Below are 24,568 nucleotides of genomic sequence, written 5' to 3' on the forward strand. Positions count from 1 at the left end.
GACCGCAAGCGCCAATCGCCATGACCGAACCCACCTCCCTCGCCAGCTGGACCCGCGCCCTGCGCAAGCAGCTCGACGCCCTCGGCCTCGACAGCGCCGCGTTGTGCCTGCAAGCCGGGCTCGACCCGCAACAGATGGACGATCCCAATGCGCGCTACCCGCTGTCGGCCACCACGCGTCTCTGGGAGTTGGCGGTACAGGCCAGCGGTGATCCGGCGATTGGCTTGCGGGTGTCGCGGTTTGTCAGCCCCACCACGTTTCATGCGCTGGGGTATGCGCTGGTGGCCAGTGGGAGCTTGCGCGAGGTGTTCGAGCGCATCGTGCGGTATCACCAGGTGGTCAGCGATGCCTTGAGCCTGGAGCTGAGCGGCGATGGAGAACGTTATCGGTTCCGCCTGCTGCAACTACCGGGCAGCCCGACGCCAGCCTTCGAGGCCATCGACGCGTTTGCGGCGATCTATGTGCGTACCTGTCGCAATCGCCTCGGCCGCGAGTACGCGCCGCTGGCGGTGTACCTGCGAAGGCCTGAGCCTGCTGACCCGAAGCCTTGGCACACGGTGTTTCGCGCGCCGGTATTTTTTGGCGCTGAAGAGGACCGCTTGGAGTTCGCCGCCCAGGATTTCGACAGCCACCTGGACGACGCCAACCCCGAACTGGCCGAACACAACGAAACCGTGCTCAAGCGCGCCCTCGCCCAACTGCAACCGCTGACCTGGGAACGCAAGGTCCGCCGGGTGATCGAAGCGCAGTTGCCCGACGGCGAACCCAGCGCCGAGCGGGTTGCGCAGGCGCTGCACCTGAGCCTGCGCAGCCTGCAACGCCATCTGGCGGATGAAGGCTGCCGGTTTGATGCGTTGCTCAATGAGTGCCGGGAGAATTTGGCGTTGCTGCATTTGCGGGATCCGCAATGCTCATTGGCGGAAATCAGTCATTTGCTGGGGTTTGCTGATACCAGCAGTTTCAACCGCGCGTTCAAGCGCTGGACGGGGATGACGCCGGGGCAGTTCAGGGATGGGTTGCGGTAGGTGGATTTGCGGTGTTCGTGATGGCCCCATCGCGGGCAAGCCCGGCTCCTACAGGGAATGCATTCCAAATGTGGGAGCTGGCTTGCCTGCGATGGCGGTGGTCCAGGTATTGAAGATGCCGGATCAATCAGCGCCCACGGTCACGCCGCAACAACTTCTTCACCCGCGCCACCAAGGCCTTGGCTTCAAACGGCTTGAGCAAGTAATCATCCTCATGCAGTTCCAACTCGCGCAGACGGTCCTCGATTCCTTCCGGGGTCGTCAAGAACAACACCGGCGTCTCGCCCTTCTTGCGAATCGACTGCTGCAACCTCCAGGCATTCAAACCCGGCAACATTACATCCAGGATCACCAAGTCATAGTCAGTGCTTTCCACAAACCGCTGAGCTGCCATGCCATTGGCTGCGACTTCTACTGCGAAGCCGGCCTCACTCAAGCCCTGGGCCATAAGTTGCGCCAATTTCGGCTGGTCTTCCACTAACAACACCTGCATGCCTACCTCTTGGTTCATTACAAACCTGTAATCGAATTGTTCGGCTTTTGAGCGAGACCGCTGGCTAAGGTAACCGCCTGCTTTCTGGAGCCGTTCCCATGTACCGCAATACCTTGTTCTTGAGCTTCGCCATCAGCGCCAGCGTCCTGGCAGCACCACCGCTGCCGCGCCACGCCGACCTGGATTTGCACACCGCACGCCAACTGGCAGACGCCAGCCTGGCGCAGTGCACGGCGGCACTTACCGTACTCGACCGGGGCGGTAATCCATTGCTGAGCCTGCGGGCCGATGGCGTAGGTCCACACAACAGCATCGCCAGCCAACGCAAAGCGTACACGGCGTTGTCGACTAAAACCCCCACTCGGTTGTTTGCCGAGCGTGCGCGCAACAACCCAGAGGCCGCCAACCTTAACAGCTTGTCCGAATTGCTGTTGCTCGGGGGCGGCGTGCCGCTGTTCGCCGACACTGAACTGGTAGGCTCGCTTGGCATTGCCGGTGCCGGCGGTGCCGAGCAGGACGACGCGTGCGCGGTAAAGGCGGCCAATCAACTTGGCCTGACAATCACCCCTTGAGGAAACCTCAATGAAAACCCTGACTATGACCCTCGCCGCCCTCAGCCTGAGCGGCCTGAGCAGCCTGGCCCTGGCGGCCGGCAACCCGCTGAGCGTGCATGTGCTGAACCTGGAAAACGGTCTGCCGTCTGCCGGTGTCAACGTCACCCTGGAGCAACACGTAGGCGATCACTGGCAGTCGCTGTCCGAAGGTGTCACCAACCAGCAGGGGCGTATCGCCGAACTGTTCCCGGCCAACCAAGCCATGAAGCCGGGCGAGTATCGCGTGGTGTTCAAGACCGGTGACTACTACAAGAAAGCCAATCGCGAGACGTTTTTCCCGGAAGTCCCGGTAATATTCGAGGTCAAGCAGGCCGACCAGCACTACCACATCCCGCTGCTGCTGAGCCCTTACGGTTTTTCGACGTATCGCGGTTCCTAGCCAGCCCCCGCGGCCTGCCGCAAGCGCGGCAGGTCGAGCACTTCAATCGCGCCGTAACTCAGCTTGATGATCTCCTGCTGCTCTAACGCCTTAAGCAAACTGTTGGTGGTCTGGCGCGACAGGCTCAGCATCGCGGCCAGATCTTCCTGGGGCAGTTGCAGGACGCGACGGGAATGCTCTATCTCGCCGTACCCGCCGGCAATCATCAGCAGCCGGTGAGCGATACGTGTCGACGCCGGCATCAGGCTCATCTGTTCGATATTGATCAGCGACAGGCGCAACTTCTGGCTCATCAACAACGCCATGTCGCGCCAATACACCGGGCTTTGGTCAAGAATCTCGAGCATCGCCGATTGCGGTACCTGCAACAGCGTGCACGGCCCAACCGACAAGGCGTCGTGGGTACGTGGCAAACCATCGAACAGGCAGATCTCGCCGAACCAGTAAGGCGTTTCAACCAGGCTCAGAATAGCTTCCTTGCCCTGCGCATTGACCGCGCTGACCCGCACCGCCCCCTCCAATACCGCATACACCCCACAGGGCGGATCACCGCGCCGGAACAGGTACTGCCCCGCCGTCAGCTGACGCAGCCGAGCCGCCGCCAGCAAACTATCCTGTAGCGGTACAGGCAGGTGGCTGAACCACTGGCCGGTGGCCAATCGGGCATGCCAGGTTGCCGCAATCATGAGAACTCCAGAGATTGTCGCCCAGTTGACAGTCAGTCGCTGGCTGACGGGAGATGATCAAACATCCTACAGGAGGAATAACAATGAAAAGCCTCATCGACCACCTCAGTCAATATGCCGCGTACCACCGCGACCCGCGCAATATCGCCAGCCACTTTGTCGGCATTCCACTGATTGTGGTGGCAGTGGCCGTGCTGTTGTCACGCCCCGAATGGGCCGTCGCTGGCCTATGGATCTCACCCGCCGTTCTTCTCGCGCTGTTCTCTGCGTGGTTTTACCTGCGCCTGGAATTGGCCCTGGGCGTGTTGATGACCGTGCTGATGGGCCTGTCGTTATGGGCCGGGCACGTGCTGGCGGCGCAGAGCACGCTGGTGTGGCTCAGCAGCGGCATTGGCCTGTTCGTGGTGGGTTGGGTGATTCAGTTTGTCGGGCATTACTACGAAGGACGCAAGCCGGCGTTTGTGGATGACGTCTCGGGATTGATCGTGGGGCCATTGTTCGTGGTGGCCGAACTGGCATTCCTGTTGGGGTTGCGGCATGACCTCAAGCAGCAGATCGAGGAGCGCTCGGGGCCGGTGGTTCGACGCGATCTGAAGCCGAGAGAGGCCTAAATGTGGGAGGGGGCTTGCCCCCGATGGCGGTGTTTCAGTGACATGTTTATCAACTGACCCACTGCTATCGGGGGCAAGTCGAATCGTCGCACCGCCCCTCCCACATTGGCACCGTTTCACAGTGCGGGGTTATCAGGCTTTCTGCCAGACCTTGGGCTTGAAGAACAGCGTCTCGCCCCGCGCCAGGCCAGTCAGGCTGTCGTGGTCTTTCACCACTTCCGCTTCGATCAGCTCGCTCTGGCCTTCCACCTTCAACGTCACACGGGTGGTAGCGCCGAGCGGACGGATATCCCGCACTTCAGCAGCATGGTGGTCTTCCAGCTCATGCCGCGACAGCGACACTTCGTGGGGACGGAACAGCACGTGTTTGTCTTCACCCAGGTGCAGGCGGTTCGAATCACCCAGGAAGTGATAAACGAAATCGCTCGCCGGGTTTTCGTAGACGTCACCCGGTGAGCCGATCTGCTCGATCACACCCTTGTTCATCACCACGATGCGGTCGGCGACTTCCATGGCCTCTTCCTGGTCGTGGGTCACGAACACCGACGTCAGGTTGATGTCTTCGTGCAGACGCGCCAGCCAGCGACGCAGCTCTTTACGCACCTTGGCGTCGAGGGCGCCGAAGGGTTCATCCAGCAGCAATACTTTCGGCTCCACCGCCAGGGCGCGGGCCAGGGCGATACGTTGGCGCTGGCCACCGGAGAGCTGCTCCGGGTAGCGGTCCGACAACCAATCCAGTTGCACCATGTTCAGCAATTCGTGGACCTTGACCGCGATCTGGCTTTCGCTCGGGCGCTGGTTCTTCGGTTTCATGCGCAGGCCGAACGCCACGTTGTCGAACACGGTCATGTGGCGGAACAGCGCGTAGTGTTGGAACACAAAGCCGACGTTGCGATCACGCACGTCGTGGCCGGAGACGTCTTCACCGTGAAACACGATGCTGCCGTCATCCGGGGTTTCCAGGCCGGCGATGATGCGCAGCAAGGTGGTCTTGCCGCAGCCGGACGGGCCGAGCAAGGCCACCAGCTCGCCACTCTGGATGTCCAGGTTGATGCTGTTCAGGGCCTTGAAGGCATTGAAGTTCTTGCTGACATTACGGACTTCGATCGACATGACTTATTCCTCAGCCGCACCGGCGCGCAGGCGGTTAATACGGTTCTCGCTCCACTGCTTGAGCAGCAGGATGAAGAGCGCCAGGATCAGCAGCAGACTCGCCACCGCAAACGCGGCAACGTGGTTGTATTCGTTGTAGAGAATCTCGACGTGCAGCGGCAGGGTGTTGGTCACGCCGCGAATGTGGCCGGACACCACCGACACCGCGCCGAACTCCCCCATGGCCCGTGCGGTACACAGCACCACGCCGTAGATCAGGCCCCATTTGATATTCGGCACGGTCACATGCCAGAACATCTGCCAACCATTGGCACCGAGCAGGCGCGCGGCCTCTTCTTCCTGGGTGCCCTGTTCCTGCATCAGCGGGATCAGTTCACGGGCCACGAAAGGCACGGTGACGAAGATGGTCGCCAGCACGATGCCGGGCAAGGCGAACACGATCTGGATGTCGTGGTCCTGCAACCACGGGCCAAAGAAGCCCTGGGCGCCGAACATCAACACATAGACCAGGCCGGCGATCACCGGCGATACCGAGAACGGCAGGTCGATCAGCGTCACCAGGATGCTTTTGCCACGGAACGAGTACTTGCTCACGCACCACGCGGCGCTGACGCCGAACACCAGGTTGAGCGGCACCGAGATCACCACGGCGATCACCGTGAGTTTCAGCGCCGACAGCGCGTCCGGTTCGAGGATCGCGGTGAAGAATGCGCCGAGGCCGTTCTTCAGGCCCTGGGTCACCACGATAAACAGCGGCAACAACAGGAACAGGGCGAACACCAGCCAGCCAAGACCGATCAGGATGCGTCGCGACGCGGCGCTGCCACGGCGGGCAGCGTTGGCCGAGGACGCGGCGGAAATAGACGATTGGGACATGTTCCGCGCCTCCTTATGGACGTTCGATGCGCCGCTGCAACAGGTTGATCAGCAGCAGCAGGACAAAGGAAACCACCAGCATCAATACGCCAATGGATGTGGCGCCGCGGTAGTCGTACTGGTCGAGCTTGACCATGATCAGCAACGGCAGGATCTCGGTTTTCATCGGCATGTTGCCGGCAATGAAAATCACCGAACCGTACTCACCGACACCACGGGCAAACGCCAACGCGAAACCGGTCAACCAGGCGGGCAGGAGCGCCGGCACCAGGATGTGACGGAACACCTGCAACGGCTTGGCGCCCAGGCAGGCGGCGGCTTCTTCGACTTCCCGGGGGATATCGGCCAACACCGGCTGCACCGTGCGCACCACGAACGGCAGGGTGACGAAGGTCAGCGCCAGGGTGATACCCAGCGGGGTGTAGGCGATCTTGAAGCCCAGGTCGGCGGCGAACTGGCCGACCAGGCCGTTAGGCGTGTACAGCGCGGTCAGTGCGATGCCGGCAACAGCGGTGGGCAACGCGAACGGCAAGTCGATCATCGCATCGATGACCTTGCGGCCGGGGAAGGTGTAGCGCACCAGCACCCAGGCCAGCAGCGTGCCGATCACGCCATTGATCAACGCTGCGTACAGTGCGGTGCTGAAGCTCAGTTGCAACGCCGCCAGCACACGCGGTGCGGAGATGATGTTCCAGAACTGATCCCAGGTGAGTTGAGCGGCGTGTACAAACATCGCCGCCAGGGGGATGAGTACGATCAGGCTGAGGTACACCACGGTGTAGCCCAGCGTCAGCCCGAAGCCGGGTATGACGGGGGAGATACGACGCGACATAAGAGTCCTTGGTCAAAGGGTAGAAACCACTGTAGGAGCGCGCTTTTCTGTGGGAGCCGGGCTTGCCCGCGATGCAGGCACCACGGTGTATCAGTCACACCGCAGTGATGCTATCGCAGGCAAGCCAGCTCCCACAGAAAAGCGAGCCCCTACAGGTATTTTGGCTTACTGCGCCGTGTAGATCTGGTCGAACACGCCACCGTCGTTAAAGAATTTCGGTTGGGCAGTTTTCCAGCCGCCGAAGTCTTTGTCGATAGTCACCAGGTCCAGTTTCGGGAATTGCTGGGCGTATTTGGCGGCCACTTTTGCATCGCGTGGGCGGTAGAAGTTCTTCGCCGCAATCTCCTGGCCGGCCGGGCTGTACAGGTGTTTCAGGTATTCAGTGGCGATTTCGATGTTGCCCTTTTTCTCGGCGTTCTTGTCGACCACGGCAACCGGTGGTTCGGCGAGGATGGACAGGGACGGCACGACGATGTCGAACTTGTCGGCGCCACCGTCTTCCTTCAGTGCCAGGAACGCCTCGTTTTCCCAGGCCAGCAACACGTCACCCTGACCGTTGTTGACGAAGGTGATGGTTGAGCCGCGAGCACCGGTGTCCAGCACCGGCACGTGCTTGAACAGCTCCTTCACGTATTCCTGGGCCTTGGCTTCGCTGCCGCCGGCCTTGAGGCCATAGGCCCAGGCGGCGAGGAAGTTCCAACGGGCGCCGCCGGAGGTTTTCGGGTTCGGGGTGATCACGGACACGTCTTTCTTGATCAAGTCGCCCCAATCCTTGATGCCTTTTGGGTTGCCCTTGCGCACCAGGAACACGATGGTCGAGGTGTACGGGGTGCTCGCGTCCGGCAGGCGGGTTTGCCAGTTTTCCGGGAGGGTCTTGCCCAGCTTGGCGATTTCGTCGATATCACCGGCCAGGGCCAGGGTGACCACGTCGGCGCGCAGGCCATCGATCACGGCACGGCCCTGCTTGCCCGAACCACCGTGGGATTGCTGGATCTTGACGTTGTCACCCGGGTGGGCCTGTTTCCAGTAGTTGGTGAACTCAGCGTTGTAGTCCTGGTACAGCTCACGAGTAGGGTCGTACGAGACGTTGAGCAACTCGTAGTCCTTGGCAACCGCTGAACCTGCAAACACGGCGCTGGCCAGGGCGGCCAGGGCGTAACGGCGAATCGACGACATAGAAGCTCCTGAAATTCTTTGGGTGTTGGCTTTTTTTATAGTTGCGGGTCTATCGCCGTTCTTGCTCAGCTCGGTTTGTTACCCGGGTTCTGCAGGCGGAATTTTTCCTTGCGTTCAATCTGTACCACTTGGGCGTTGTGCACGGTGATTTCCACCGCGCCAAACCGCAGATCGCGCAAGGCGCTCTGGATCTCACGCAAAATGGCTGCTTCGTCCTGGCCGTCGACGCTACGTAGAGATGCGCTCATGGTCTCGCTCCTGAAATGAATAGTGCCTGGCAGTGGCGGCACTGCTTGCGGCGTGAGGGCGATAGTAGATAAGCGCGGATATTCTTAAAAATACTATTTAAGAATGTTTATATAACCAGAAAGAATTTTCTGGTGGGGCGCGGGGTTGCGTGCGGGTTTGGTGCCCAAGTACGTAAATAAAGCCTAGAGAAGATCCAAATGTGGGAGCGGGCTTGCCCGCGAAAGCGGTGTGTCAGCTAAAAATGTGTTAACTGATGCACCGCATTCGCGGGCAAGCCCGCTCCCACCTTTTGACTGCATTTCAGGTCTGGATTGGGGGGGCTCGGTGCCAATCAATTTCGTGGGCCGGCACCGGCCGGCCAAACCAATACCCCTGCCCCATATCGCACTGCTGATCCAGCAGAAACCGCGCCTGTTCAACCTGCTCGATTCCCTCTGCATGCACTTGCATGCCCATGCTTTTCGCCAGGGCGATTACCACGCGCACGATCGCTGCATCGTCCTCGTCCCACGGCAAACCGGCAACGAAGCCCTGATCGATCTTGAGCTTCTGCACCGGCAGGCGCTTGAGGCGCAACAGCGAGGAATAACCGGTCCCAAAATCATCGATTGCCAGGCGCAAACCCAGCTCGCGCAGGCGATGCAGTTGTTCCAGGGCCATTTCAGGGTCATCCATCACCGCGCTTTCGGTGACTTCCAGTTCCAGGCAGGCGGGATCCAGACCCGTGTCGTGCAGCACCTGTGCGACCTGCTCGTACAACTCGCGCCGGGCAAACAGGCGGCTGGAGACGTTGATGGCGATAAAACTCAGCGGCACCTCATCGGCCAGCCATTGGCACATCTGCCGACAGGCCTGGTCCATGACCCAGGCGTCGATATCGGCAATCAACCCGGTGCGCTCGGCAATCGGGATGAACTCGCCCGGCGGCACCAGACCGCGCTCCGGGTGCTGCCAGCGCACCAGCGCTTCGACGCCGATCAGGCGGCTGCCCTGCAGGTCGTGCACCGGCTGGTAGTAGACGCACAGCTCCTGCTGTTCAAGGGCACGGCGCAGCTCACTGGCGATCTCCACCCGGTTCTGCGCATGGGCGGTCAGTTCTTCGGTGTACAAGGCATAGCTTTCGCGGCCGGCACTCTTGGCCTTGAACAGCGCGGAATCGGCGTTGCGCAACAGCTGTTCGGCGCTCAGCGCGTCGTTGGGGAACAGGCTGATGCCAATGCTGGCGCTGATAAACAGCTGATGGCCGTCGAAGATGAACGGTTGCTTCATCGCCTCCAGCATGCGTTGCGCCAAACTGGCCGCTTGCGCCACCTGTGGACAACTCTCCACCAGCACGGCGAACTCATCCCCACCCAGCCGCGCCAGGGTCACGCCTGGGCCGAACAGCGCCTTGAGCCGTTCGCCGACCAGCTTGAGCAACTGGTCGCCAATGTTATGGCCCAGGCTGTCATTGATGATCTTGAAGTGGTCCAGGTCCAGCAACAGCAAGGCGCAACCACGCTTGTGGATTTGTGCCGAAGCCAGCGCCTGTTCGGCACGGTCGGTGAACAGCAGGCGGTTGGGCAGGTCGGTCAGCGGGTCGTGATGGGCGAGGTGAGCCAACTCGTGCTCGGAGTCCTTGATGGCGCTGATATCGGAAAATACCGCGACATAATGGCTGACGTGGCCCTGGTCATCGTGGATCACACGAATGGTTTGCCACTGGGGGTAAATTTCGCCGCTTTTGCGCCGGTTCCAGATTTCACCGCTCCATTCGCCGGTGCGCTCCAGGCTCTGGAACATCTGCTGGTAGAAATGCGACGAATGGCGCCCGGACTTGAACAGGCTGGGCTGCTGGCCCATGACGTCTTCGCGGCTGTAGCCGGTGATCGCCATGAAGGCACGGTTCACATGCACGATCAGCCCCTGCGCGTCGGTGACCAGCACGCCTTCGCGGGTGCAGTCGAACACGGCGGCGGCCTGGCGCAGGCGTTCGCGGTTTTCCTTCAACGGTTGCTGAAGCTGGCTGGCACGCGCAAATCGGGCGCACATCAGGTAAATCGCCAAGGCGCTGAAGGCCACCCACACATAGCCACGCACTTGCAGCCAGCGTCCCAACTCCCACGGTTCATCGAGAAAGCTGATCAATAAGTGGTTGCTGAGCTGGAGCCACGCAATGGAAACCAGCAGGTATACCAGCCCCACACGCAGGGCACCTCGGTATGAAAACGGCATATGTTCAGTAATCCTTACCAAAAAAACAGAATCGCCCTACAAAGGCTGCGGATTATAGAATAAGAAACATCCAGTCACTCCTATCTGAAAGGGCGGCTGGTTTTCTCTGTAGGCTTAGTGATAATGCGTGAGCTGTTCTTTTCTTTATCTGAGGGCCATACAGCCTATGTGGTACAACGGTTTTCTTGACCTGTCAGCCTGGCAACTGGTGGCAGTCACGCTGTTGATGACCCACGTGACCATTGTTGGGGTCACGGTCTATCTGCACCGTTATTCAGCCCATCGCTCCCTGGAGCTCAATGCCGGCCTGAAACATTTCTTCCGCTTCTGGCTGTGGCTGACCACGGCCCAGAACACCCGCGAGTGGACTGCCATCCACCGCAAGCACCACGCCAAATGCGAAACCGTCGACGACCCGCACAGCCCGGTCATCAAGGGCCTGTCCACCGTGTTGCGCAAAGGCGCCGAGCTGTACCGCGCCGAGGCCGAAAACCCAGAGACCCTGCGTATCTACGGCAAGAACTGCCCGGACGACTGGATCGAACGCAAGCTCTACACCCCCTACCCGCTGCTGGGCGTGGCGATCATGGGGGTGATCGACCTGCTGCTGTTCGGCACCATCGGCATCACCATCTGGGCGATCCAGATGATGTGGATTCCCTTCTGGGCCGCCGGCGTGATCAACGGCCTGGGGCATGCCGTGGGCTATCGCAACTTCGAATGCCGTGACGCGGCCACCAACCTGGTGCCGTGGGGCATCATCGTCGGCGGCGAGGAGCTGCATAACAATCACCATACCTACCCCAACTCCGCCAAACTGTCGGTGAAGAAGTGGGAGTTCGACCTGGGCTGGGCGTGGATCAAGGTGTTCAGCTTCCTGCGCCTGGCCAAGGTGCAGCGTGTCGCCCCCATCGCACACCGCGTGGAAGGCAAGGGCCACCTGGACATGGATACCGCCATGGCGATCCTCAACAATCGTTTCCAGATCATGGCCCAGTACCGCAAGTTGGTGATCGGCCCGCTGGTCAAGCAGGAGCTGGAAAAGGTCGATCACTCGGTGCGCCATCAATTCCACCGCGCCAAGCGCCTGCTGTCGCGGGAAACCAGCTTGCTGGATGACCGCCATCACGTGCGCATCCAGAGCATGCTTGAACACAGCCATGCACTGAAAGTGATCTACGAAAAGCGCCTGGCGCTGCAGCAGATCTGGCTCAAGACCAGCTCCAATGGCCACGATATGCTGGCGGCCATCAAGGAATGGGTGCATGAAGCCGAGGCCAGCGGCATCCAGTCCCTGCGGGATTTTGCGCACCAATTGAAGACTTATTCGCTGCGTCCTGCGGCAGTCTGATGCTGCGGTGGGAGGGCTTGCCCTCCCACCTATCGGCTTTTTGGCGTCATTTACCGGGCACCGGCAATCGGTCCTGTTGACGGAACTTCACTGCAATTCGCCTCTCTCAATGAACACTTCGCCATCATGGTGGCCCCTTGTAGTGACCGCTGCTCCTGTTTGCGGCGCGCCCAGAGAGAGTTGTGCCGATGGTTCACGAAAAGTCCTCCTTAATCGACGCGCCTGCAGCTGAGCATCCCCGCCCAGCGGCGGCGGCGACCCTGCTGGCGCTGGTGCATGCCCAGGGCGAAGTCGAGCGACTGAGCGAACGTGAGCAATTGCTGAGCTCAATGCTGGTCAGCGTGAATGCTGTGCTGTGGGCCATCGATTGGGAAACCCGCCGCGTGCTGTATGTGAGCCCCGCCTACGAACGCGTCTTCGGGCGCTCTGCCGGCCTGCTGCTGGCCGACCACCGGGAGTGGCGCAACAGCATCCACCCCGAAGACCTCGACTACGCCGAACACAGCCTGACCCGCGTGCTGGAACAGGGCGCCGTGGAAGACCGCGAGTACCGCATCATCACCGCCGACGGGCAGATTCGCTGGTTGAGCGACAAGTGCTACATCAACCAGCAGGTCGAGCCCGGCGAGCCACTGATCGTGGTGGGCATGGCCGAAGACATCACCGAAAAGAAACAGATGGAGCTGGAGCTGCACCGCCTCGCCACCACCGACGTGCTGACCCAGAGCAGCAACCGCCGGCACTTCTTCGAATGCGCCAACCAGGCCTTCGACAGTGCCTGCGCACAAGGTGCCCCGCTGGCCTTTTTGCTGCTGGATATCGATGACTTCAAGGACATCAACGACAGCTACGGCCACCTGGAGGGCGACCAGGTACTGCGGCGTATCGCCGAGAGCGGTCGAGGGGTGCTGCGCCGTGGCGACCTGTTCGGACGCATCGGTGGCGAAGAGTTCGCCGCCGTACTGCCTGGCTGTGCGCCGGAGATGGCGTTGCAGGTGGCCGAGCGCCTGGGCCGGGAGATCCAGGAGCTGAGCTTCAGCTACGAAGGCCAGGCTTTCAGCGTGACCATCAGCCAGGGCCTTGCCAGCCTCACCGAGCGCGACTCGACCCTGGACAGTCTGTTCGCCCGTGCCGATGCGGCCATGTACGAGGCCAAGCGCCTGGGCAAGAACCGTGTGATCGCGGGCTAGGAGTCGACACTGCTCAAATGTGGGAGGGGGCTTGCCCCCGATAGCAGGGGGTCAGCCAGCACATGGGTGACTGATACACTGCCATCGGAGGCAAGCCTCCTCCCACATTAGGATTTGCGTACTCGAGTCAGCTCCGAAAAGCCCAGCTTGAGCAATCGCGCCGTCTTGCCCGCCGCCAGCTCTTCCAAACCTTCATGTTCAGTCAAACGCGCCATCTGCGCCGCCAGGTTCACCACCAGCGCATCCCGCGCATACACACCGCCCTCAAGCGAGTAGATCGCCGCAATCAACTGGCGCAGCTCCAGCGGCAAACGCCAACGCGCGCGCAGTGCCGAGCCGTAGGCGGCGCCAAAGGTGTAGAGGGATTCGCCAATCGCTTCGTCATCCAGCTCGCCGCCACCCTGGCGCCAGTCCTCCAGGCAGCGTAACAGCGCCAGGTCGCCCAGCCGATGGAGGATACCCGCGCTGTAGCAGCGATCGTGATCCAGCTCCAGCATGCGGGCCAGGCGCAGGGCGTAGTCAGCGGTGTCCTGGGATAATTGCCAGTGCCGCTCGGCGTAGGCGACCAGCGCCGGGTCGCTCAGTACCACGTTGTGCTTGAGCGCCAGCCCGAGGATCAGGTTCATGCTTTGCCCCGGCACCAGCTTGTGCAGGGCGCCGGGCAGGGTCTGTACCGGTGCGCCGTGATGGCCTGCACTGTTGGCAGCGGCGATGAGCACGGCAGTGATTTGCGGGTCCATGCGCACCTGGTCTTCCAGATGCTTGAGGTCAAGGCTTTCCGGCCCGAGGCTGTGTTGCACGGCGGCTTTCACATCGACCCGCAAGGGCGCGCCATCGCACACTTCGCGGCGCCGTTCGAGGAACACTGGCAAGGTCATGCCGGGCGCCAGCGGTGGGATCTCGCAGTACACCGTTTCGCCTTCGTTGAGCAGCAGGTCCTGCAGGCGCTGGGTCAGGCCTTCCATGTTCAAGGGTTTGGTCAGGTACGCCGTGGGCGCCAGGGGCAAGGCTTCGCGCACGCTGGCGCTGTCATTGCGACTGCTCAGCAGAATGAACGGCAGAAGCGGCGAGCGGCGCTTATGGCGCACACTGCGCAGCAGGCTCAGGCCATCGATGCCGGGCAACTCCCAATCGGCCAGGATCAGGTCATAGGCCTTATCTCGCAGCAGGGTCGCCGCTTGATGCCCGTGCGCACACACATCCAGCCGCGCATCGCAGCGCACATTCAACAGCACTTGCTTGAGCAGGTCCCGCGACCAAGGGTCCGCCTCGGCAATCAACACGCGGGGTACAGCGGGTAAATCAACAGCAGTCATCCAGCACGCTCCATCGGCAATGCTTGCAACCTTAGTCAATGGAGCCGCCTACGTACAATGAACACGACCTGAATGTGCGGCAATGGGCGTAAAAAAACCCGCCGAAGCGGGTTTTTTCTGTCGAACAGGTCAACTTTCTCTTACAGCTCGGAGAAGCACTCTTCGATGATCGCCAGGCCTTTGTCCAACTGTTCGTCCGGCGAAGTCAGCGGGACCAGTACGCGCAACACGTTGCCGTAGGTGCCGCAGCTCAGCAGGATCAGACCCTTGTCACGCGCCTTGGCCACCACGGAAGCAACAGCCGCCGCATTTGGCTTGTGGGTGTCGCCGTCATCGAACAGCTCGACCGCGATCATCGCGCCCAGGGCACGTACTTCGCCGATCACCGGATACTTGGCCTGGATGGCTTTGAGACCGGTCACCAGACGCTCGCCAACTGCCTTGCAGCGGTCCAGCAGGTGCTCTTCTTCGAACACTTCCATCACCGCCAGCGCAGCTGCGCAAGCGATCGGGCTACCGGCGTAGGTGCCGCCCAGGCCGCCTGGCGCGATGGCGTCCATGTATTCGGCCTTGCCGCACACACCGGCCAGCGGGAAGCCGCCGGCGATGGATTTGGCAAAGGTGGTCAGGTCGGCGGCAACGCCCATCTGTTCCATGGCGAAGAAAGTACCGGTACGGCCGGCGCCGGTTTGCACTTCGTCGGCGATCAGCAGGATGCCGTGCTTGTCGCACAGTTCGCGCAGGCGCTTCATGAAGGATTTCGGCGCGACGTAGAAACCGCCTTCGCCCTGCACCGGCTCGATGATGATGGCAGCGATATCACGCGGCTCGGCATCGTTCTTGAAGATGCGTTCGATGCTGGCGATGGCGTCGTCGTCGCTCACACCATGCAATTCGTTCGGGAACAGCGCGCGGAACACGCCGCCTGGCATCAGGCCCATGCCGGCCGAGTAAGGCACGACTTTACCGGTGAGCCCCAGGGTCATCATGGTGCGGCCGTGATAGGCGCCGGTGAAGGCGATCACGCCGGCACGCCCGGTGGCGGCACGCGCGATTTTCACGGCGTTTTCCACGGCTTCGGAACCGGTGGTGACCAGCAGGGTTTTCTTGGCGAAATCGCCTGGGACCTTGGCGTTCACTTTCTCGCACAGTTCCACGTAAGGCTCATAGGCCAATACCTGGAAGCAGGTGTGAGTCAGCTTGTTCAGCTGCTCGGTCACAGCGGCGATGATCTTCGGGTGCACGTGGCCGGTGTTCAGCACGGCGATGCCGCCGGCGAAATCGATGAACTCGCGACCTTCAACGTCGGTCACGGTGGCGTTCTTCGCCGATTCGGCAAAGATCGGGTGAATCTGGCCAACACCGCGCGGTACAGCGGCTTCGCGGCGTTTCATCAGGGATGCGTTGGTCTTGCTCATAAAGTCCTCATTCGCCACTCATCGGGTGGCGTGGTCCAAGGAATACGTGGCGGGGAGGCAACTACGGCAGCATGCGATGATCGACTGCCACAGCTTTCCCGGCCACTACGAATTACGCGGTGAAACACGCAAAGGGTCAGCGCTCTCGTGCCCTTTGCGTTTGCTGCAAGCTCTTGCCGGGTCAGATGCCCAGGCAGAGGTATTTGATTTCCAGGTAATCCTCGATCCCGTACTTGGAACCTTCACGGCCCAGGCCCGAGGCCTTGATGCCGCCGAACGGCGCCACTTCGTTGGAGATCAACCCGGTATTGACGCCGACCATGCCGTACTCCAGCGCCTCAGCCACACGGAACACACGGCCCAGGTCGCGGGCATAGAAGTAGGACGCCAGGCCGAACTCGGTGTCGTTGGACATCGCGATCACTTCGGCTTCGTCTTTGAAGCGGAACAGCGGCGCCAGTGGGCCGAAGGTTTCTTCCTTCGCCACAGCAGCGTTTTTCGGCACGTCAACCAGGATGGTCGGCTCGAAGAAGTTACCTTCCATCACTTTGCCACCGGCCAGCAGCTTGGCGCCTTTGCTCAGGGCGTCAGCGATGTGTTCCTGCACCTTGGCCACGGCTTTCTCGTCGATCAGCGGGCCAGTGGTGGTGCCTTCTTCCAGACCGTTGCCGATCTTCAATTTGGCCACCGCCACTTTCAGCTTCTCGGCGAACGCGTCGTACACCGAGTCCTGGATGTACAGGCGGTTGGCGCAGACGCAGGTCTGGCCGTTGTTGCGGTACTTGGAGATGATCGCGCCTTCGACGGCCTTATCCAGATCGGCGTCGTCGAACACGATGAACGGGGCGTTACCGCCCAATTCCAGGGAAACTTTCTTGATGTCCTTGGCGCATTCGGCCATCAACTGGCGACCGATTTCGGTCGAGCCGGTGAAGGACAATTTACGCACGATCGGGTTGCTGGTCAGCTCACCGCCGATGTCGCCGGCACTGCCGGTGACCACGCTCAACACGCCTTTCGGGATACCGGCACGGTGCGCCAGTTCAACCAGGGCCAGGGCCGAGAACGGGGTTTGCGAAGCAGGCTTGATCACCATGGTGCAACCGGCGGCCAGGGCCGGGCCGGCTTTACGGGTGATCATCGCGGCCGGGAAGTTCCACGGGGTGATCGCGGCGGTCACGCCGATCGGCTGCTTGATCACGATCAGGCGCTTGTCCGGCTGGTGGCCCGGGATCACATCGCCGTAGATGCGCTTGGCTTCTTCGGCGAACCACTCGATAAAGGAGGCGGCGTAGACGATTTCACCCTTGGCTTCGGCCAGTGGCTTGCCTTGCTCGAGGGTCATCAGGCGACCGAGGTCTTCCTGGTTTTCGATCAGCAGTTCGAACCAACGACGCAGCTTGTTCGCGCGCTCCTTGGCGGTCAGTGCACGCCAGGCCGGCAGGGCCTTGTCGGCGGCTTCGATGGCGCGGCGGGTTTCAGCGGCGCCCATCTTCGGCACGGTGCCAAGAATCTCGCCCGTGGCCGGGTTGTTGACCTTGATGGTCTGACCGTTGTCCGCATCGACCCAAGCGCCATCGATAAAGGCTTGCTGGCGGAACAACTGGGTATCTTTGAGCTGCATGTCGGGTTTCCTTAACAGCACCGCGCGCACGCGGAGCGAATTAGAGTTGTTGAAAGGCGCCTTGTGGGCTGCCGTCAGGGAAATCAGCCCCAGCACGCGGGATAGCGTGAATAGCGCGCGGGAGACAGAGCGTTTGAAATCTCAAACGAATCCTAGGATCAATGGGGGGGCAGGGCAATAGTCTGTTCGAAAAAAAGAACGAAAACGGCGCTTTTAGTCGATCTTTCTGATCAGCGTCGTTGGGCCGGATTCTGCCCTTCTGATGGGTGGCGCCCGGCCTAGGGCCTTTATGCAGCGAATTCCTACGCTTGAACGCCCAAAGACCAGCATGGACGCCCAAGGTCGACATGGGTATGATGTCGCCCGCACAAGCATCCGTAGCTCAGCTGGATAGAGTACTGCCCTCCGAAGGCAGGGGTCGTGGGTTCGAATCCCGCCGGGTGCACCAGATACAATGAGAAAGCCCCAGGTCGAAAGGCCTGGGGCTTTTTTGTGGGCGTGGGGCAAAGACCGCATCGCCCGCCCTTCGCTTCAAACCCGGGCAGGCGACACAATGATTTTCACATTATGTTCTTTGTTTTTGACCAGTTCCTCGAAGCCCTGCCCCACGATCTGCTCCAACTGAATGCGCCCTGTCACCAGTGGCGTGATGTCCAGCCGCCCGTCCGCGATAAATGCGATCACGTCAGCGAACTCTCCGTTGTAGGCCAGCGCGCCCATTACCTGTTTTTCCGTGGCCACCAACTCGAAGAAGTTGAATTCGCTGGGCTCCTCGAAGATGCCCACCAGTACGCACTTGCCGGCCTTGCGGATCAGGTCGATGGCCAGTTTGGCGGTGTGTTTGTTCCCGATGCATTCGAAACTGACATCCGCCCCGAGCCCGCCGGTCAGGCGGCGGACTTCGGCCAGGGCATCGCATTGATTGGGATCGAGCACGTGGGTCGCTCCCACTTCCAGCGCCTTGGCCTTGCGTGCTCCGGACATCTCCAGCGCGATCACCTGAGCAGCACCGGCGGCCTTGGCGCACATGATGGTGCACAGGCCAATGGTGCCCGCGCCGACCACCACCACGTTTTGCCCCAGCAGGCTTCCGGCTTTTTTCACCGCGTGCATGCCTACTGCCAGAGGTTCGATCAGTGCCCCGGCTTCTGCCGGAAAGTTCGCCGGCAACTTGTACAACAGGTTGGCGGGCACGTTGACCCATTCGGCAAAGGCACCGTTGTTCATCAGCCCGGTGAAGGCCAGGTTTTCGCAAATGTTGTACAGCCCGTGGGTGCAGTAGTAGCACGTGCCGCAATGCTGGCAGGCATCGGCTGCCACCGACTCGCCCACGCTGAAGCCCTGCACCCCGGCACCGAGCTCGACGATTTCGCCACAAAACTCATGACCGAGAATGCACTGGCCCTTAATGCCGGTCAGCGGGTGCGGCGCATCAACCGGTATGAACACCGGACCGGCCACGTACTCGTGCAGATCGGACCCGCAAATGCCGCACCATTGCACTCGGATCTGCACCCAACCCGCAGGGGGCGAAACGGGCAGCGGCACATCTTCGACGCGGATATCGTTACGGCCGTGCCATACAGCGGCACGCATGCTGCGTTGCGAATTGCTCGAGAGGCTCATGGCGTTTTTCTCCTTGAAGCGGATGGCACTGGCGTGCCGGGCGGTTTACCAGTGCCAGAGCAAGGCCAGTGCCAGCTGCGCGAAAACGCCTGGACACGCCTTTCATAGAGCGGCCGAAGAAAACCCGAGGGTAGCCGGCATTGAGCTCAAATGAGATCCGTGATGCCAGATCGCAGGCGGCGGCCATGAGACCGTGAGACATCGCGTCTCACGGCCTTTGTGGATCAACGCTTTTGCAACGCCTCCAAACGCGCCGGCAGGTCTTCGTCAGGGAAACGCGCATGCAATGCCAGCAGTTCTTCATCCGCGGCTTTGCCTTCACCGGCTTCACGCAAGCGCACAATCTTCTGCAACCCCTCCTCTAACGAAGGCAACACCACCGGCGCACGCTTGCTGAGTTTGGCGCCGGACTCCTCCGCCATCGAGCCCATGACCTGCGCACTCTCTGCCTGGGGCGCGGCGGCCATTCGGGCGACGGGGGCAGGCGCGGACATCGCGGGTGCAGCGGGACGCGGTGCTTCGTCGCGAAGCGCGGAGAAGGTCGCGGTGGAAACGTCGGGTTGCGGCACGGGCGAGCGCATCACCACGCCGATCATCAGGGCCAACCCTGCAACGGTGACGAATGCCATCTGCCAGCGCGGCCGTTGGCAGGCTTGCAGCCAGCGTTGCCACAGGTTCGGCTGCCGCGCCGGGGCTTCACGGCGGGCGGCGTTGAGGATGAAGGCGTCGAGGGACGCCGGCGGCTCGACGGGGCTGTGTTGACGATAGTGCTGGAGCAATTCGTCGTCGGAATCGGGAGTGTTTCGGGAGTCGATCATGCGGGTATCTCCTCGGCCAGCAGGCGGCGCAGTTTCTGCTGGGCGTAACGCAGGCGGCTTTTCACGGTTTCCAGCGGGGCGTTGGTGAGGGCGGCGATTTGCGGCACTTCAAGGTCGCCGTGCAGGCGCAGCAGGAAGACTTCGCGCTGGTCTTCGGGCAGGTCTTGCAGCGCGGCATCGAGGCGCGCCTGGTCGCGGCTCAGGCTCAGTTGCTGCTCGGGGCCGGCGCTGTCGTCGGCCTGGGCATGCAGTTGTTCGTCGTAGCTGTCGTGCAAGGGGTTGTGGACGCCGTGCTTGCGCCAGTGGTCGATCAGGCGGTTGCGGGCGATCTGGAACAGCCAGGTGCGAAAACTCGCCCGGCCTTGTGGCTGGGTGGCGCTGCGGATCAGGCTGAGCCAGGTCTCCTGGTAGATTTCCTCGGCCAGTTCGGTCTTGTTGCTCAGGGACACAAGGAATCGGTACAGGCCCTGGCGGTGCCGCGCGTACAAGGCTTCGAACGCGGCACTGTCGCCGGTGCGGTAGCGGGCCAGCAGCGATTCGTCGCTGGGTAGATCATCTGGAACAGCCATGTAGGGGGCGAACTCCTTTTTATCAGCCGAAGCTGGTCTAACTGTGGGAGGGGGCTTGCCCCCGATAGCAGTGGGTCAGTAGCACACTTGATGCTGATACACCGCCATCGGGGGCAAGCCCCCTCCCACATTCGATTGTTGTCATGGCTGTGATCAGGGTTTGAGGCTTTGGGCCAACTCCACCAGTTGCACGAATTCATTGCGCAGGCCAAACGGATCATCGCCTCGGGCCGAGCGGGCCAGTGCAGCGGTGTCCTGCAGGCTCATGCTGCCAGTGTAGCGGCCATCACCCTTGAGCTGTTGGGCAAAGGCCGCCACTGCCGCCGCAAAGCGCAGGTCATCGCTGGCCTTGGTGGGCTCTTGGCTGATGGGCCTTTCGATCAGCTGGCTGGCACCGCCCGCAGCAGGTTTGTAGCGCACCCGCAGCATCGCCAGTTCAGCGGATCGATCCCCGGTCACAGGCGCAGTGGCATAGCGCAAAGGTTCCAACCACCCCTTCTCGCCTTTCGGCACAATTTCGTACAGTGCCGTGACCGTATGCCCTGCGCCAATTTCACCGGCGTCGACTTTGTCGTTATTGAAATCCTCACGTTTCAAGGCGCGGTTTTCATAGCCCAGCAGGCGATATTCACTGACCTGCGCCGGGTTGAATTCCACCTGCAACTTCACATCGCGCGCCACCACCGCCAGGGTCGAGCTGAGTTGGTCCACCAGCACTTTGCGCGCTTCGCGCAGGTTGTCGATGTAGGCGTAATTGCCGTCGCCGGCATCGGCCAGTTGTTCCATCAGGTGTTCGTTGTAGTTATCCACACCGAAGCCCAGGGTAGTAAGGGACACGCCGCTTTTGCGCTGCTCTACCGCCATCTGTTTGAGGCTGTCGAAATCACTGATGCCCACGTTGAAGTCACCGTCGGTCGCCAGCAGGATGCGGTTGATGCCCTTGTCGATAAAGCCTTCGCGGGCCATCTGGTAGGCCAGTTCGATGCCGGAAGCGCCCGCCGTGGAGCCACCGGCGGTGAGTTGATCGATGGCGTTGCGGATCTTGACCTTGTCGCGCCCGGAGGTGGGCTTGAGCACCACACGGGATTCACCGGCGTAGACCACCAGCGAAACACGGTCCTGCTCACGCAACTGATCCACCAGCAATTTCAGCGTGCTTTTCACCAGCGGCAAGCCTTCGCGGCGGTCCATGGAGCCGGACACATCCACCAGGAACACCAGGTTGGCCGGTGCCAATTGCGCCACGGCACGGTCGGACGCCTTGATGCCGATGCGCAGCAACTGGGTATGCGGGTTCCACGGTGTGGCAGCGACTTCGGTGGTCACGCCAAAAGGTGAGCCGTCGGTGGGCAGCGCGTAGTGGTAGGGGAAATAGTTGACCATCTCCTCCAGTCGCACGGCGCCTTCGGGCGGTAGGCTGCCTTGGTTGAGGAAACGCCTGACGTTGGCGTAGCTGCCGGTATCGACGTCGACGCTGAAGGTGGACACCGGCGTCTCGGCCACGCGATGCACCGGGTTGTCCGGCAGATTTGCGTATTGTTCACGGGGTTCGCTGCGGTAGTCCATCACGGCTGACTCCTGCATATGCATCGGTGCAGGCATTGCCATGCGTTTGACCAAAGCACCCTGGGGTGACGCGCTTTGCAGCTCGGCGACGGGCTCGGCCGGCTTGGCCAGCTCAGGGGATGAGGACAGCCCACAACCGGCCAACGCCACCACCATGGTAACGGCAAAGCCTTGGGCGGCAGGACGCAGGAAAAACAGAGGGTGGGACATGGGCTGAACCTCGTGAATGAATGATCCGTTCACAAGGTCAGACGCGAGGTGTGGAATGTTCGGGTTAACCCTGATTCAAATAACAGTCCAACTGTGGGAGGGGGCTTGCCCCCGATGGGGTGGGTCAGTCAAACATGGACTGACTGATCTACCGCTATCGGGGGCAAGCCCCCTCCCACATTTGGACCGTGGTGCTCTCAGAATCCGGATATCAGTCCGTGCCGTATTTGGGGTTACGCGGACCGTACAGGATCCCCGCACGCTGCCCCGGTGACAGCAGGCGCGCACTGGTGATACCGGCGATCGGGTGCGCCGCATCGGTGGAGCTGTTGATCACCTGCTTGACTGCCGCCGTGATCAGCATGCCGACGAGGCCGCCGCTGTTGTTGTTGCCCTCTTCGCTGGACGCCCGCGCCGAGCCGGTCCACAGGGTGGTGCCGGTGCGCAGGTCCACCAGTTTGGCCGAAGCCGTCACGGCGGTGTCGCTGGAGATCAGCATGTACTTGGTGCCGTACTCGGTGACGGTGATGTACAGCGCGGCGTCCGCGCCGAAGATGTCATGCAGCTTGGTCGGTGGCAGGGCCTGGATGTCGTTGGCGGTGGTGAGGCCGTTCTGGCGGAAAGTTTCGTCCACCAGGGCAATCGGCAGCACGTAGTAGCCGGCTTCCGCCAACGGGTAGGTCACTTGCGAGACCAGGCTGTAGGACGCCTGCACTTCCGGCGATTCATTGAGCGGCGGCAGTACCAGGATCGACTTCGGTCGTGCCTGCTTGTACGCCGTGTAATCAATGGTCTTGGGGGCTGCGCAACCGCCGAGCAGGGCCAGGGCCAGCAAGGCGCCCGTGAGTTTCAACAGGCTCATTTAGTGGCGACTCCGGTCTTGGCGTTTTTCAGCAGAAAGTCCATGTACGAGGCGGATTCAGGGAACAGCGCCTTCTCGGTGCGGAACTCCTGCACCATCTGGTCATCCTTGCCCATGCTCAGGTACAGCATGCCCAGGTGGGCGTGATAACCCGGCGGGGCCTTGCGGCCGCTGGCGTTGATCTTCTGCAGATCGCGCTCCAGTGCCTCGACCTGCGCCTCCTTTGGCTCACCCTTGAAGTATTCGTAAACCTGCGGCTGATAACTTTCCCATTGATACAACGGCTGGGGCGCGGTTTGGCACCCGGCGACCGTCGCCACTGCTGTCAGCATCAGGGCCAACTTGACTGCCTTGCTCATCCTTGTACTGCTCCTTGAGGTGCTGCTGATCAGTTGCGCGGGTTCCAGGCGCCGGCATTGATGCCGTCGACGAGGCGGTTGATGGCTTCGCGCATGGCCAGGTCGAGGACCTTGCCATTGAGGGTGGAGTCGTAGCTGGCGGTGCCGCCGAAGCCGACCACTTCACGGTTGGACAGCGCGTACTCACCGGCGCCCTGGGTGGAATACACCACTTCGGAAGTGCTGATGTTGACGATATTCAACGCGACTTTGGCGTAGGCCACTTGGGTCTTGCCACGGCCGAGAATGCCGAACAGCTGGCGGTCGCCGGTTTCCTTGCGGCCAAACTCGGTCACGTCGCCGGTCACCACGTAGTCAGCGCCCTTGAGCTTCTGCACGGTGCCTTTGATCGCGGCTTCCTGGGAGATTTCGCCCATGTTGTCGCGGTCCAGCACGCTGAAGCGGTTGGTCTGCTGCAGGTGGGTGATCAGGATGGTCTTGGCCTGGCCGCCGAGGCGGTCGACGCCGTCGGAGAAGATGCCGCGCATGTAGCTGGAGCGGTTGTCGAACTTGCCTACGGCAATCGGCACGCGCACGCCGGAATAAGCGACGTTGGCGCTGGCGACTTGTTCCACAGGCATAGCGCGGTTGCTCTCCGTGGCACAACCGGCCACGGTCAGCAGCGCTGCGGCGGTGAAGCCGGACAGCAGGATTTTGGACAGTGTGTTCACAGGGTGCTCCTAAGTGGGAAAACGGGTACGGCAGCTAACGCTAGCGGGACGGAATGTCACGCAGGTCGTCAACGATGAATCGGCTCAACAAACCGGTGTAGAAGGTCTCGACGCTGGAGTTGCCAGAGTTGGTCAGCACCCCGGCCATCGTTTTCATGTTCTGCCAGTCGCCCTTGTACCCGCCTGGCATCAACCCTTGGCGAGCCTGAGAGAAATGCAGCACCTCGGCGCCGGCTTTCTTGACCTTAACCTGGTAGTTGAAGTCGACACTGGCGAGGATGGTCTTGTCATCGACGATTGCCGTCATGAAACCACCTTGGGTGTCTTGTATGCGCCGGGTATAGATGACGTTCACATCCAGCAGGTAATCGGCCTTGTCCTTGCTGGCGGCGTAGCGCTTGGCCTTGAGCAGGCGGTCGACCAGATCAACCCCGAGTTGCTGGCGCACTTTGTCATCCGGCAGGAAGCGTTCGTTCTTGCCGACCACCTCGACGTCGAAGGTGTCGAGCCAGTAAGTAGCGGTCTTGGGAATGGTCACCGGCGCCGGGGAGATGTAGTAATCCGGCTTGGAGGCACAGCCCGCCATGAGGCAGGCGGCGAGAAATACGGCAAACACGCGCATGTCTGAATTCGTCCCTGAAAAGTATCGTGCTTTAAACAATCGCGGCATTCTACGGAGTT

Annotated in this window: 25 protein-coding genes and 1 tRNA gene; 7 read left to right on the forward strand and 19 right to left on the reverse strand. The window is 61.3% G+C overall.

All coding sequences use genetic code 11. The annotated features are described in order from the left end of the window. Nucleotides 1-20: 20 nt before the first annotated feature. Nucleotides 21-1,025, forward strand: coding sequence for an AraC family transcriptional regulator (locus tag BM017_RS22890; protein WP_092248667.1), 1,005 nt, complete (start codon nt 21-23; stop codon nt 1,023-1,025). Nucleotides 1,026-1,152: 127 nt separating this feature from the next. Here the strand turns inward: BM017_RS22890 and BM017_RS22895 are convergent, their stop codons facing one another. Continuing rightward, the gene (locus BM017_RS22895) at nt 1,153-1,518 is read right to left on the reverse strand and encodes a response regulator (protein WP_071489770.1); all 366 of its coding nucleotides are present in this window, start codon (nt 1,516-1,518) and stop codon (nt 1,153-1,155) included. 98 nt (nt 1,519-1,616) lie between these two features. Here BM017_RS22895 and BM017_RS22900 point away from each other — a divergent pair, with 98 nt between their 5' ends. Together BM017_RS22900 and uraH are read left to right on the forward strand one after the other, a co-directional pair. Continuing rightward, nucleotides 1,617-2,090 carry a GlcG/HbpS family heme-binding protein gene (locus tag BM017_RS22900; RefSeq protein ID WP_092248670.1) on the forward strand — a complete coding sequence of 158 codons (474 nt, stop codon included), beginning with the start codon at nt 1,617-1,619 and terminating at the stop codon, nt 2,088-2,090. A gap of 10 nt (nt 2,091-2,100) precedes the next feature. Continuing rightward, nucleotides 2,101-2,511: a hydroxyisourate hydrolase gene (gene uraH / locus BM017_RS22905; protein ID WP_058424846.1), complete on the forward strand. Its 411-nt coding sequence runs from the start codon at nt 2,101-2,103 to the stop codon at nt 2,509-2,511. Here the strand turns inward: uraH and BM017_RS22910 are convergent. After that, the gene (locus tag BM017_RS22910; RefSeq protein WP_092248673.1) at nt 2,508-3,197 is read right to left on the reverse strand and encodes a Crp/Fnr family transcriptional regulator; all 690 of its coding nucleotides are present in this window, start codon (nt 3,195-3,197) and stop codon (nt 2,508-2,510) included. The two genes, uraH and BM017_RS22910, sit on opposite strands and share 4 nt — an antisense overlap. Before the next feature lie 83 nt (nt 3,198-3,280). Here BM017_RS22910 and BM017_RS22915 point away from each other — a divergent pair, with 83 nt between their 5' ends. Further along, a complete protein-coding gene (locus BM017_RS22915) occupies nt 3,281-3,808 on the forward strand; it encodes an Mpo1 family 2-hydroxy fatty acid dioxygenase (RefSeq protein ID WP_092248675.1) in 528 nt (175 codons plus the stop codon). 132 nt (nt 3,809-3,940) lie between these two features. On the opposite strand, the gene BM017_RS22920 is transcribed toward BM017_RS22915, so the two are convergent. The 6 genes from BM017_RS22920 to dibA all read right to left on the reverse strand — a co-directional run bounded on the left by BM017_RS22920 (nt 3,941) and on the right by dibA (nt 10,268). Next, a complete protein-coding gene (locus tag BM017_RS22920) occupies nt 3,941-4,921 on the reverse strand; it encodes a sulfate/molybdate ABC transporter ATP-binding protein (RefSeq protein ID WP_034101869.1) in 981 nt (326 codons plus the stop codon). Between the two features lie 3 nt (nt 4,922-4,924). After that, the gene (cysW, locus tag BM017_RS22925) at nt 4,925-5,797 is read right to left on the reverse strand and encodes a sulfate ABC transporter permease subunit CysW (RefSeq protein WP_010214166.1); all 873 of its coding nucleotides are present in this window, start codon (nt 5,795-5,797) and stop codon (nt 4,925-4,927) included. 13 nt (nt 5,798-5,810) lie between these two features. After that, a complete protein-coding gene (cysT, locus tag BM017_RS22930; RefSeq protein WP_016975029.1) occupies nt 5,811-6,629 on the reverse strand; it encodes a sulfate ABC transporter permease subunit CysT in 819 nt (272 codons plus the stop codon). A gap of 165 nt (nt 6,630-6,794) precedes the next feature. Next, on the reverse strand, nt 6,795-7,805 hold the full coding sequence (locus BM017_RS22935) for a sulfate ABC transporter substrate-binding protein (RefSeq protein WP_092248678.1): 1,011 nt from the start codon (nt 7,803-7,805) through the stop codon (nt 6,795-6,797). Nucleotides 7,806-7,870: 65 nt separating this feature from the next. Beyond that, nucleotides 7,871-8,053 carry a sulfur starvation response protein OscA gene (oscA, locus tag BM017_RS22940; RefSeq protein WP_003170956.1) on the reverse strand — a complete coding sequence of 61 codons (183 nt, stop codon included), beginning with the start codon at nt 8,051-8,053 and terminating at the stop codon, nt 7,871-7,873. Nucleotides 8,054-8,354: 301 nt separating this feature from the next. Next, nucleotides 8,355-10,268, reverse strand: a complete 1,914-nt coding sequence (gene dibA, locus BM017_RS22945; protein WP_092248681.1) for a phosphodiesterase DibA — start codon at nt 10,266-10,268, stop codon at nt 8,355-8,357. Nucleotides 10,269-10,434: 166 nt separating this feature from the next. On the opposite strand from dibA, the gene desA reads away from it, so the two are divergent. Both desA and BM017_RS22955 read left to right on the forward strand, forming a co-directional pair. Beyond that, on the forward strand, nt 10,435-11,619 hold the full coding sequence (gene desA / locus BM017_RS22950; protein WP_092248684.1) for a delta-9 fatty acid desaturase DesA: 1,185 nt from the start codon (nt 10,435-10,437) through the stop codon (nt 11,617-11,619). Nucleotides 11,620-11,807: 188 nt separating this feature from the next. After that, on the forward strand, nt 11,808-12,809 hold the full coding sequence (locus tag BM017_RS22955; protein WP_092248687.1) for a sensor domain-containing diguanylate cyclase: 1,002 nt from the start codon (nt 11,808-11,810) through the stop codon (nt 12,807-12,809). 107 nt (nt 12,810-12,916) lie between these two features. On the opposite strand, the gene BM017_RS22960 is transcribed toward BM017_RS22955, so the two are convergent. From BM017_RS22960 to gabD, 3 genes are all read right to left on the reverse strand, one after another. Then, nucleotides 12,917-14,125 carry an HDOD domain-containing protein gene (locus BM017_RS22960; RefSeq protein WP_092248690.1) on the reverse strand — a complete coding sequence of 403 codons (1,209 nt, stop codon included), beginning with the start codon at nt 14,123-14,125 and terminating at the stop codon, nt 12,917-12,919. 140 nt (nt 14,126-14,265) lie between these two features. Continuing rightward, nucleotides 14,266-15,543, reverse strand: coding sequence for a 4-aminobutyrate--2-oxoglutarate transaminase (gabT, locus tag BM017_RS22965; RefSeq protein ID WP_092248693.1), 1,278 nt, complete (start codon nt 15,541-15,543; stop codon nt 14,266-14,268). A 181-nt stretch (nt 15,544-15,724) separates the two neighbouring features. Beyond that, entirely contained in the window at nt 15,725-17,167 is a 1,443-nt protein-coding gene (gene gabD / locus BM017_RS22970; protein WP_092248696.1) for an NADP-dependent succinate-semialdehyde dehydrogenase, read from the reverse strand. 371 nt (nt 17,168-17,538) lie between these two features. On the opposite strand from gabD, the gene BM017_RS22975 reads away from it, so the two are divergent. Then, nucleotides 17,539-17,615: transfer RNA gene (locus BM017_RS22975), tRNA-Arg, on the forward strand. 83 nt (nt 17,616-17,698) lie between these two features. Here the strand turns inward: BM017_RS22975 and BM017_RS22980 are convergent. The 8 genes from BM017_RS22980 to BM017_RS23015 all read right to left on the reverse strand — a co-directional run bounded on the left by BM017_RS22980 (nt 17,699) and on the right by BM017_RS23015 (nt 24,509). Then, nucleotides 17,699-18,763, reverse strand: coding sequence for a 2,3-butanediol dehydrogenase (locus BM017_RS22980; protein ID WP_231999541.1), 1,065 nt, complete (start codon nt 18,761-18,763; stop codon nt 17,699-17,701). 254 nt (nt 18,764-19,017) lie between these two features. Continuing rightward, a complete protein-coding gene (locus tag BM017_RS22985) occupies nt 19,018-19,611 on the reverse strand; it encodes a hypothetical protein (protein WP_092248699.1) in 594 nt (197 codons plus the stop codon). Continuing rightward, nucleotides 19,608-20,180 carry an RNA polymerase sigma factor gene (locus tag BM017_RS22990; RefSeq protein WP_071489758.1) on the reverse strand — a complete coding sequence of 191 codons (573 nt, stop codon included), beginning with the start codon at nt 20,178-20,180 and terminating at the stop codon, nt 19,608-19,610. The genes BM017_RS22985 and BM017_RS22990 overlap by 4 nt, the downstream gene beginning before the upstream one ends. A 153-nt stretch (nt 20,181-20,333) precedes the next feature. Continuing rightward, nucleotides 20,334-21,956, reverse strand: a complete 1,623-nt coding sequence (locus BM017_RS22995; RefSeq protein WP_071489757.1) for a vWA domain-containing protein — start codon at nt 21,954-21,956, stop codon at nt 20,334-20,336. Between the two features lie 211 nt (nt 21,957-22,167). Then, on the reverse strand, nt 22,168-22,818 hold the full coding sequence (locus BM017_RS23000; protein WP_058426354.1) for a DUF799 domain-containing protein: 651 nt from the start codon (nt 22,816-22,818) through the stop codon (nt 22,168-22,170). After that, a complete protein-coding gene (locus BM017_RS23005) occupies nt 22,815-23,177 on the reverse strand; it encodes a DUF4810 domain-containing protein (RefSeq protein WP_025855472.1) in 363 nt (120 codons plus the stop codon). The genes BM017_RS23000 and BM017_RS23005 overlap by 4 nt, the downstream gene beginning before the upstream one ends. A gap of 29 nt (nt 23,178-23,206) precedes the next feature. Then, nucleotides 23,207-23,887 carry a CsgG/HfaB family protein gene (locus BM017_RS23010; RefSeq protein ID WP_071489756.1) on the reverse strand — a complete coding sequence of 227 codons (681 nt, stop codon included), beginning with the start codon at nt 23,885-23,887 and terminating at the stop codon, nt 23,207-23,209. Nucleotides 23,888-23,927: 40 nt separating this feature from the next. Next, nucleotides 23,928-24,509 carry a hypothetical protein gene (locus BM017_RS23015; protein WP_092248702.1) on the reverse strand — a complete coding sequence of 194 codons (582 nt, stop codon included), beginning with the start codon at nt 24,507-24,509 and terminating at the stop codon, nt 23,928-23,930. Nucleotides 24,510-24,568: the final 59 nt, after the last annotated feature.

The organism is Pseudomonas sp. NFPP04, from assembly GCF_900113815.1.
Lineage (GTDB): Bacteria > Pseudomonadota > Gammaproteobacteria > Pseudomonadales > Pseudomonadaceae > Aquipseudomonas > Aquipseudomonas extremorientalis.

Excerpts from the sequence above, each read along its gene's own strand:
- BM017_RS22990 (WP_071489758.1), bottom strand. The coding sequence starts at position 20,180 with ATGGCTGTTCCAGATGATCTACCCAGCGACGAATCGCTGCTGGCCCGC.
- BM017_RS22915 (WP_092248675.1), top strand. The coding sequence starts at position 3,281 with ATGAAAAGCCTCATCGACCACCTCAGTCAATATGCCGCGTACCACCGC.
- cysT (WP_016975029.1), bottom strand. The coding sequence starts at position 6,629 with ATGTCGCGTCGTATCTCCCCCGTCATACCCGGCTTCGGGCTGACGCTG.
- BM017_RS22920 (WP_034101869.1), bottom strand. The coding sequence starts at position 4,921 with ATGTCGATCGAAGTCCGTAATGTCAGCAAGAACTTCAATGCCTTCAAG.
- BM017_RS22985 (WP_092248699.1), bottom strand. The coding sequence starts at position 19,611 with ATGATCGACTCCCGAAACACTCCCGATTCCGACGACGAATTGCTCCAG.
- BM017_RS22900 (WP_092248670.1), top strand. The coding sequence starts at position 1,617 with ATGTACCGCAATACCTTGTTCTTGAGCTTCGCCATCAGCGCCAGCGTC.
- BM017_RS22895 (WP_071489770.1), bottom strand. The coding sequence starts at position 1,518 with ATGCAGGTGTTGTTAGTGGAAGACCAGCCGAAATTGGCGCAACTTATG.
- BM017_RS23000 (WP_058426354.1), bottom strand. The coding sequence starts at position 22,818 with ATGAGCCTGTTGAAACTCACGGGCGCCTTGCTGGCCCTGGCCCTGCTC.
- BM017_RS22935 (WP_092248678.1), bottom strand. The coding sequence starts at position 7,805 with ATGTCGTCGATTCGCCGTTACGCCCTGGCCGCCCTGGCCAGCGCCGTG.
- dibA (WP_092248681.1), bottom strand. The coding sequence starts at position 10,268 with ATGCCGTTTTCATACCGAGGTGCCCTGCGTGTGGGGCTGGTATACCTG.
- desA (WP_092248684.1), top strand. The coding sequence starts at position 10,435 with ATGTGGTACAACGGTTTTCTTGACCTGTCAGCCTGGCAACTGGTGGCA.
- uraH (WP_058424846.1), top strand. The coding sequence starts at position 2,101 with ATGAAAACCCTGACTATGACCCTCGCCGCCCTCAGCCTGAGCGGCCTG.
- BM017_RS22995 (WP_071489757.1), bottom strand. The coding sequence starts at position 21,956 with ATGTCCCACCCTCTGTTTTTCCTGCGTCCTGCCGCCCAAGGCTTTGCC.
- BM017_RS22980 (WP_231999541.1), bottom strand. The coding sequence starts at position 18,763 with ATGCGTGCCGCTGTATGGCACGGCCGTAACGATATCCGCGTCGAAGAT.
- BM017_RS22955 (WP_092248687.1), top strand. The coding sequence starts at position 11,808 with ATGGTTCACGAAAAGTCCTCCTTAATCGACGCGCCTGCAGCTGAGCAT.
- BM017_RS22890 (WP_092248667.1), top strand. The coding sequence starts at position 21 with ATGACCGAACCCACCTCCCTCGCCAGCTGGACCCGCGCCCTGCGCAAG.
- BM017_RS23005 (WP_025855472.1), bottom strand. The coding sequence starts at position 23,177 with ATGAGCAAGGCAGTCAAGTTGGCCCTGATGCTGACAGCAGTGGCGACG.
- gabD (WP_092248696.1), bottom strand. The coding sequence starts at position 17,167 with ATGCAGCTCAAAGATACCCAGTTGTTCCGCCAGCAAGCCTTTATCGAT.
- oscA (WP_003170956.1), bottom strand. The coding sequence starts at position 8,053 with ATGAGCGCATCTCTACGTAGCGTCGACGGCCAGGACGAAGCAGCCATT.
- BM017_RS22960 (WP_092248690.1), bottom strand. The coding sequence starts at position 14,125 with ATGACTGCTGTTGATTTACCCGCTGTACCCCGCGTGTTGATTGCCGAG.
- cysW (WP_010214166.1), bottom strand. The coding sequence starts at position 5,797 with ATGTCCCAATCGTCTATTTCCGCCGCGTCCTCGGCCAACGCTGCCCGC.
- gabT (WP_092248693.1), bottom strand. The coding sequence starts at position 15,543 with ATGAGCAAGACCAACGCATCCCTGATGAAACGCCGCGAAGCCGCTGTA.
- BM017_RS22910 (WP_092248673.1), bottom strand. The coding sequence starts at position 3,197 with ATGATTGCGGCAACCTGGCATGCCCGATTGGCCACCGGCCAGTGGTTC.
- BM017_RS23015 (WP_092248702.1), bottom strand. The coding sequence starts at position 24,509 with ATGCGCGTGTTTGCCGTATTTCTCGCCGCCTGCCTCATGGCGGGCTGT.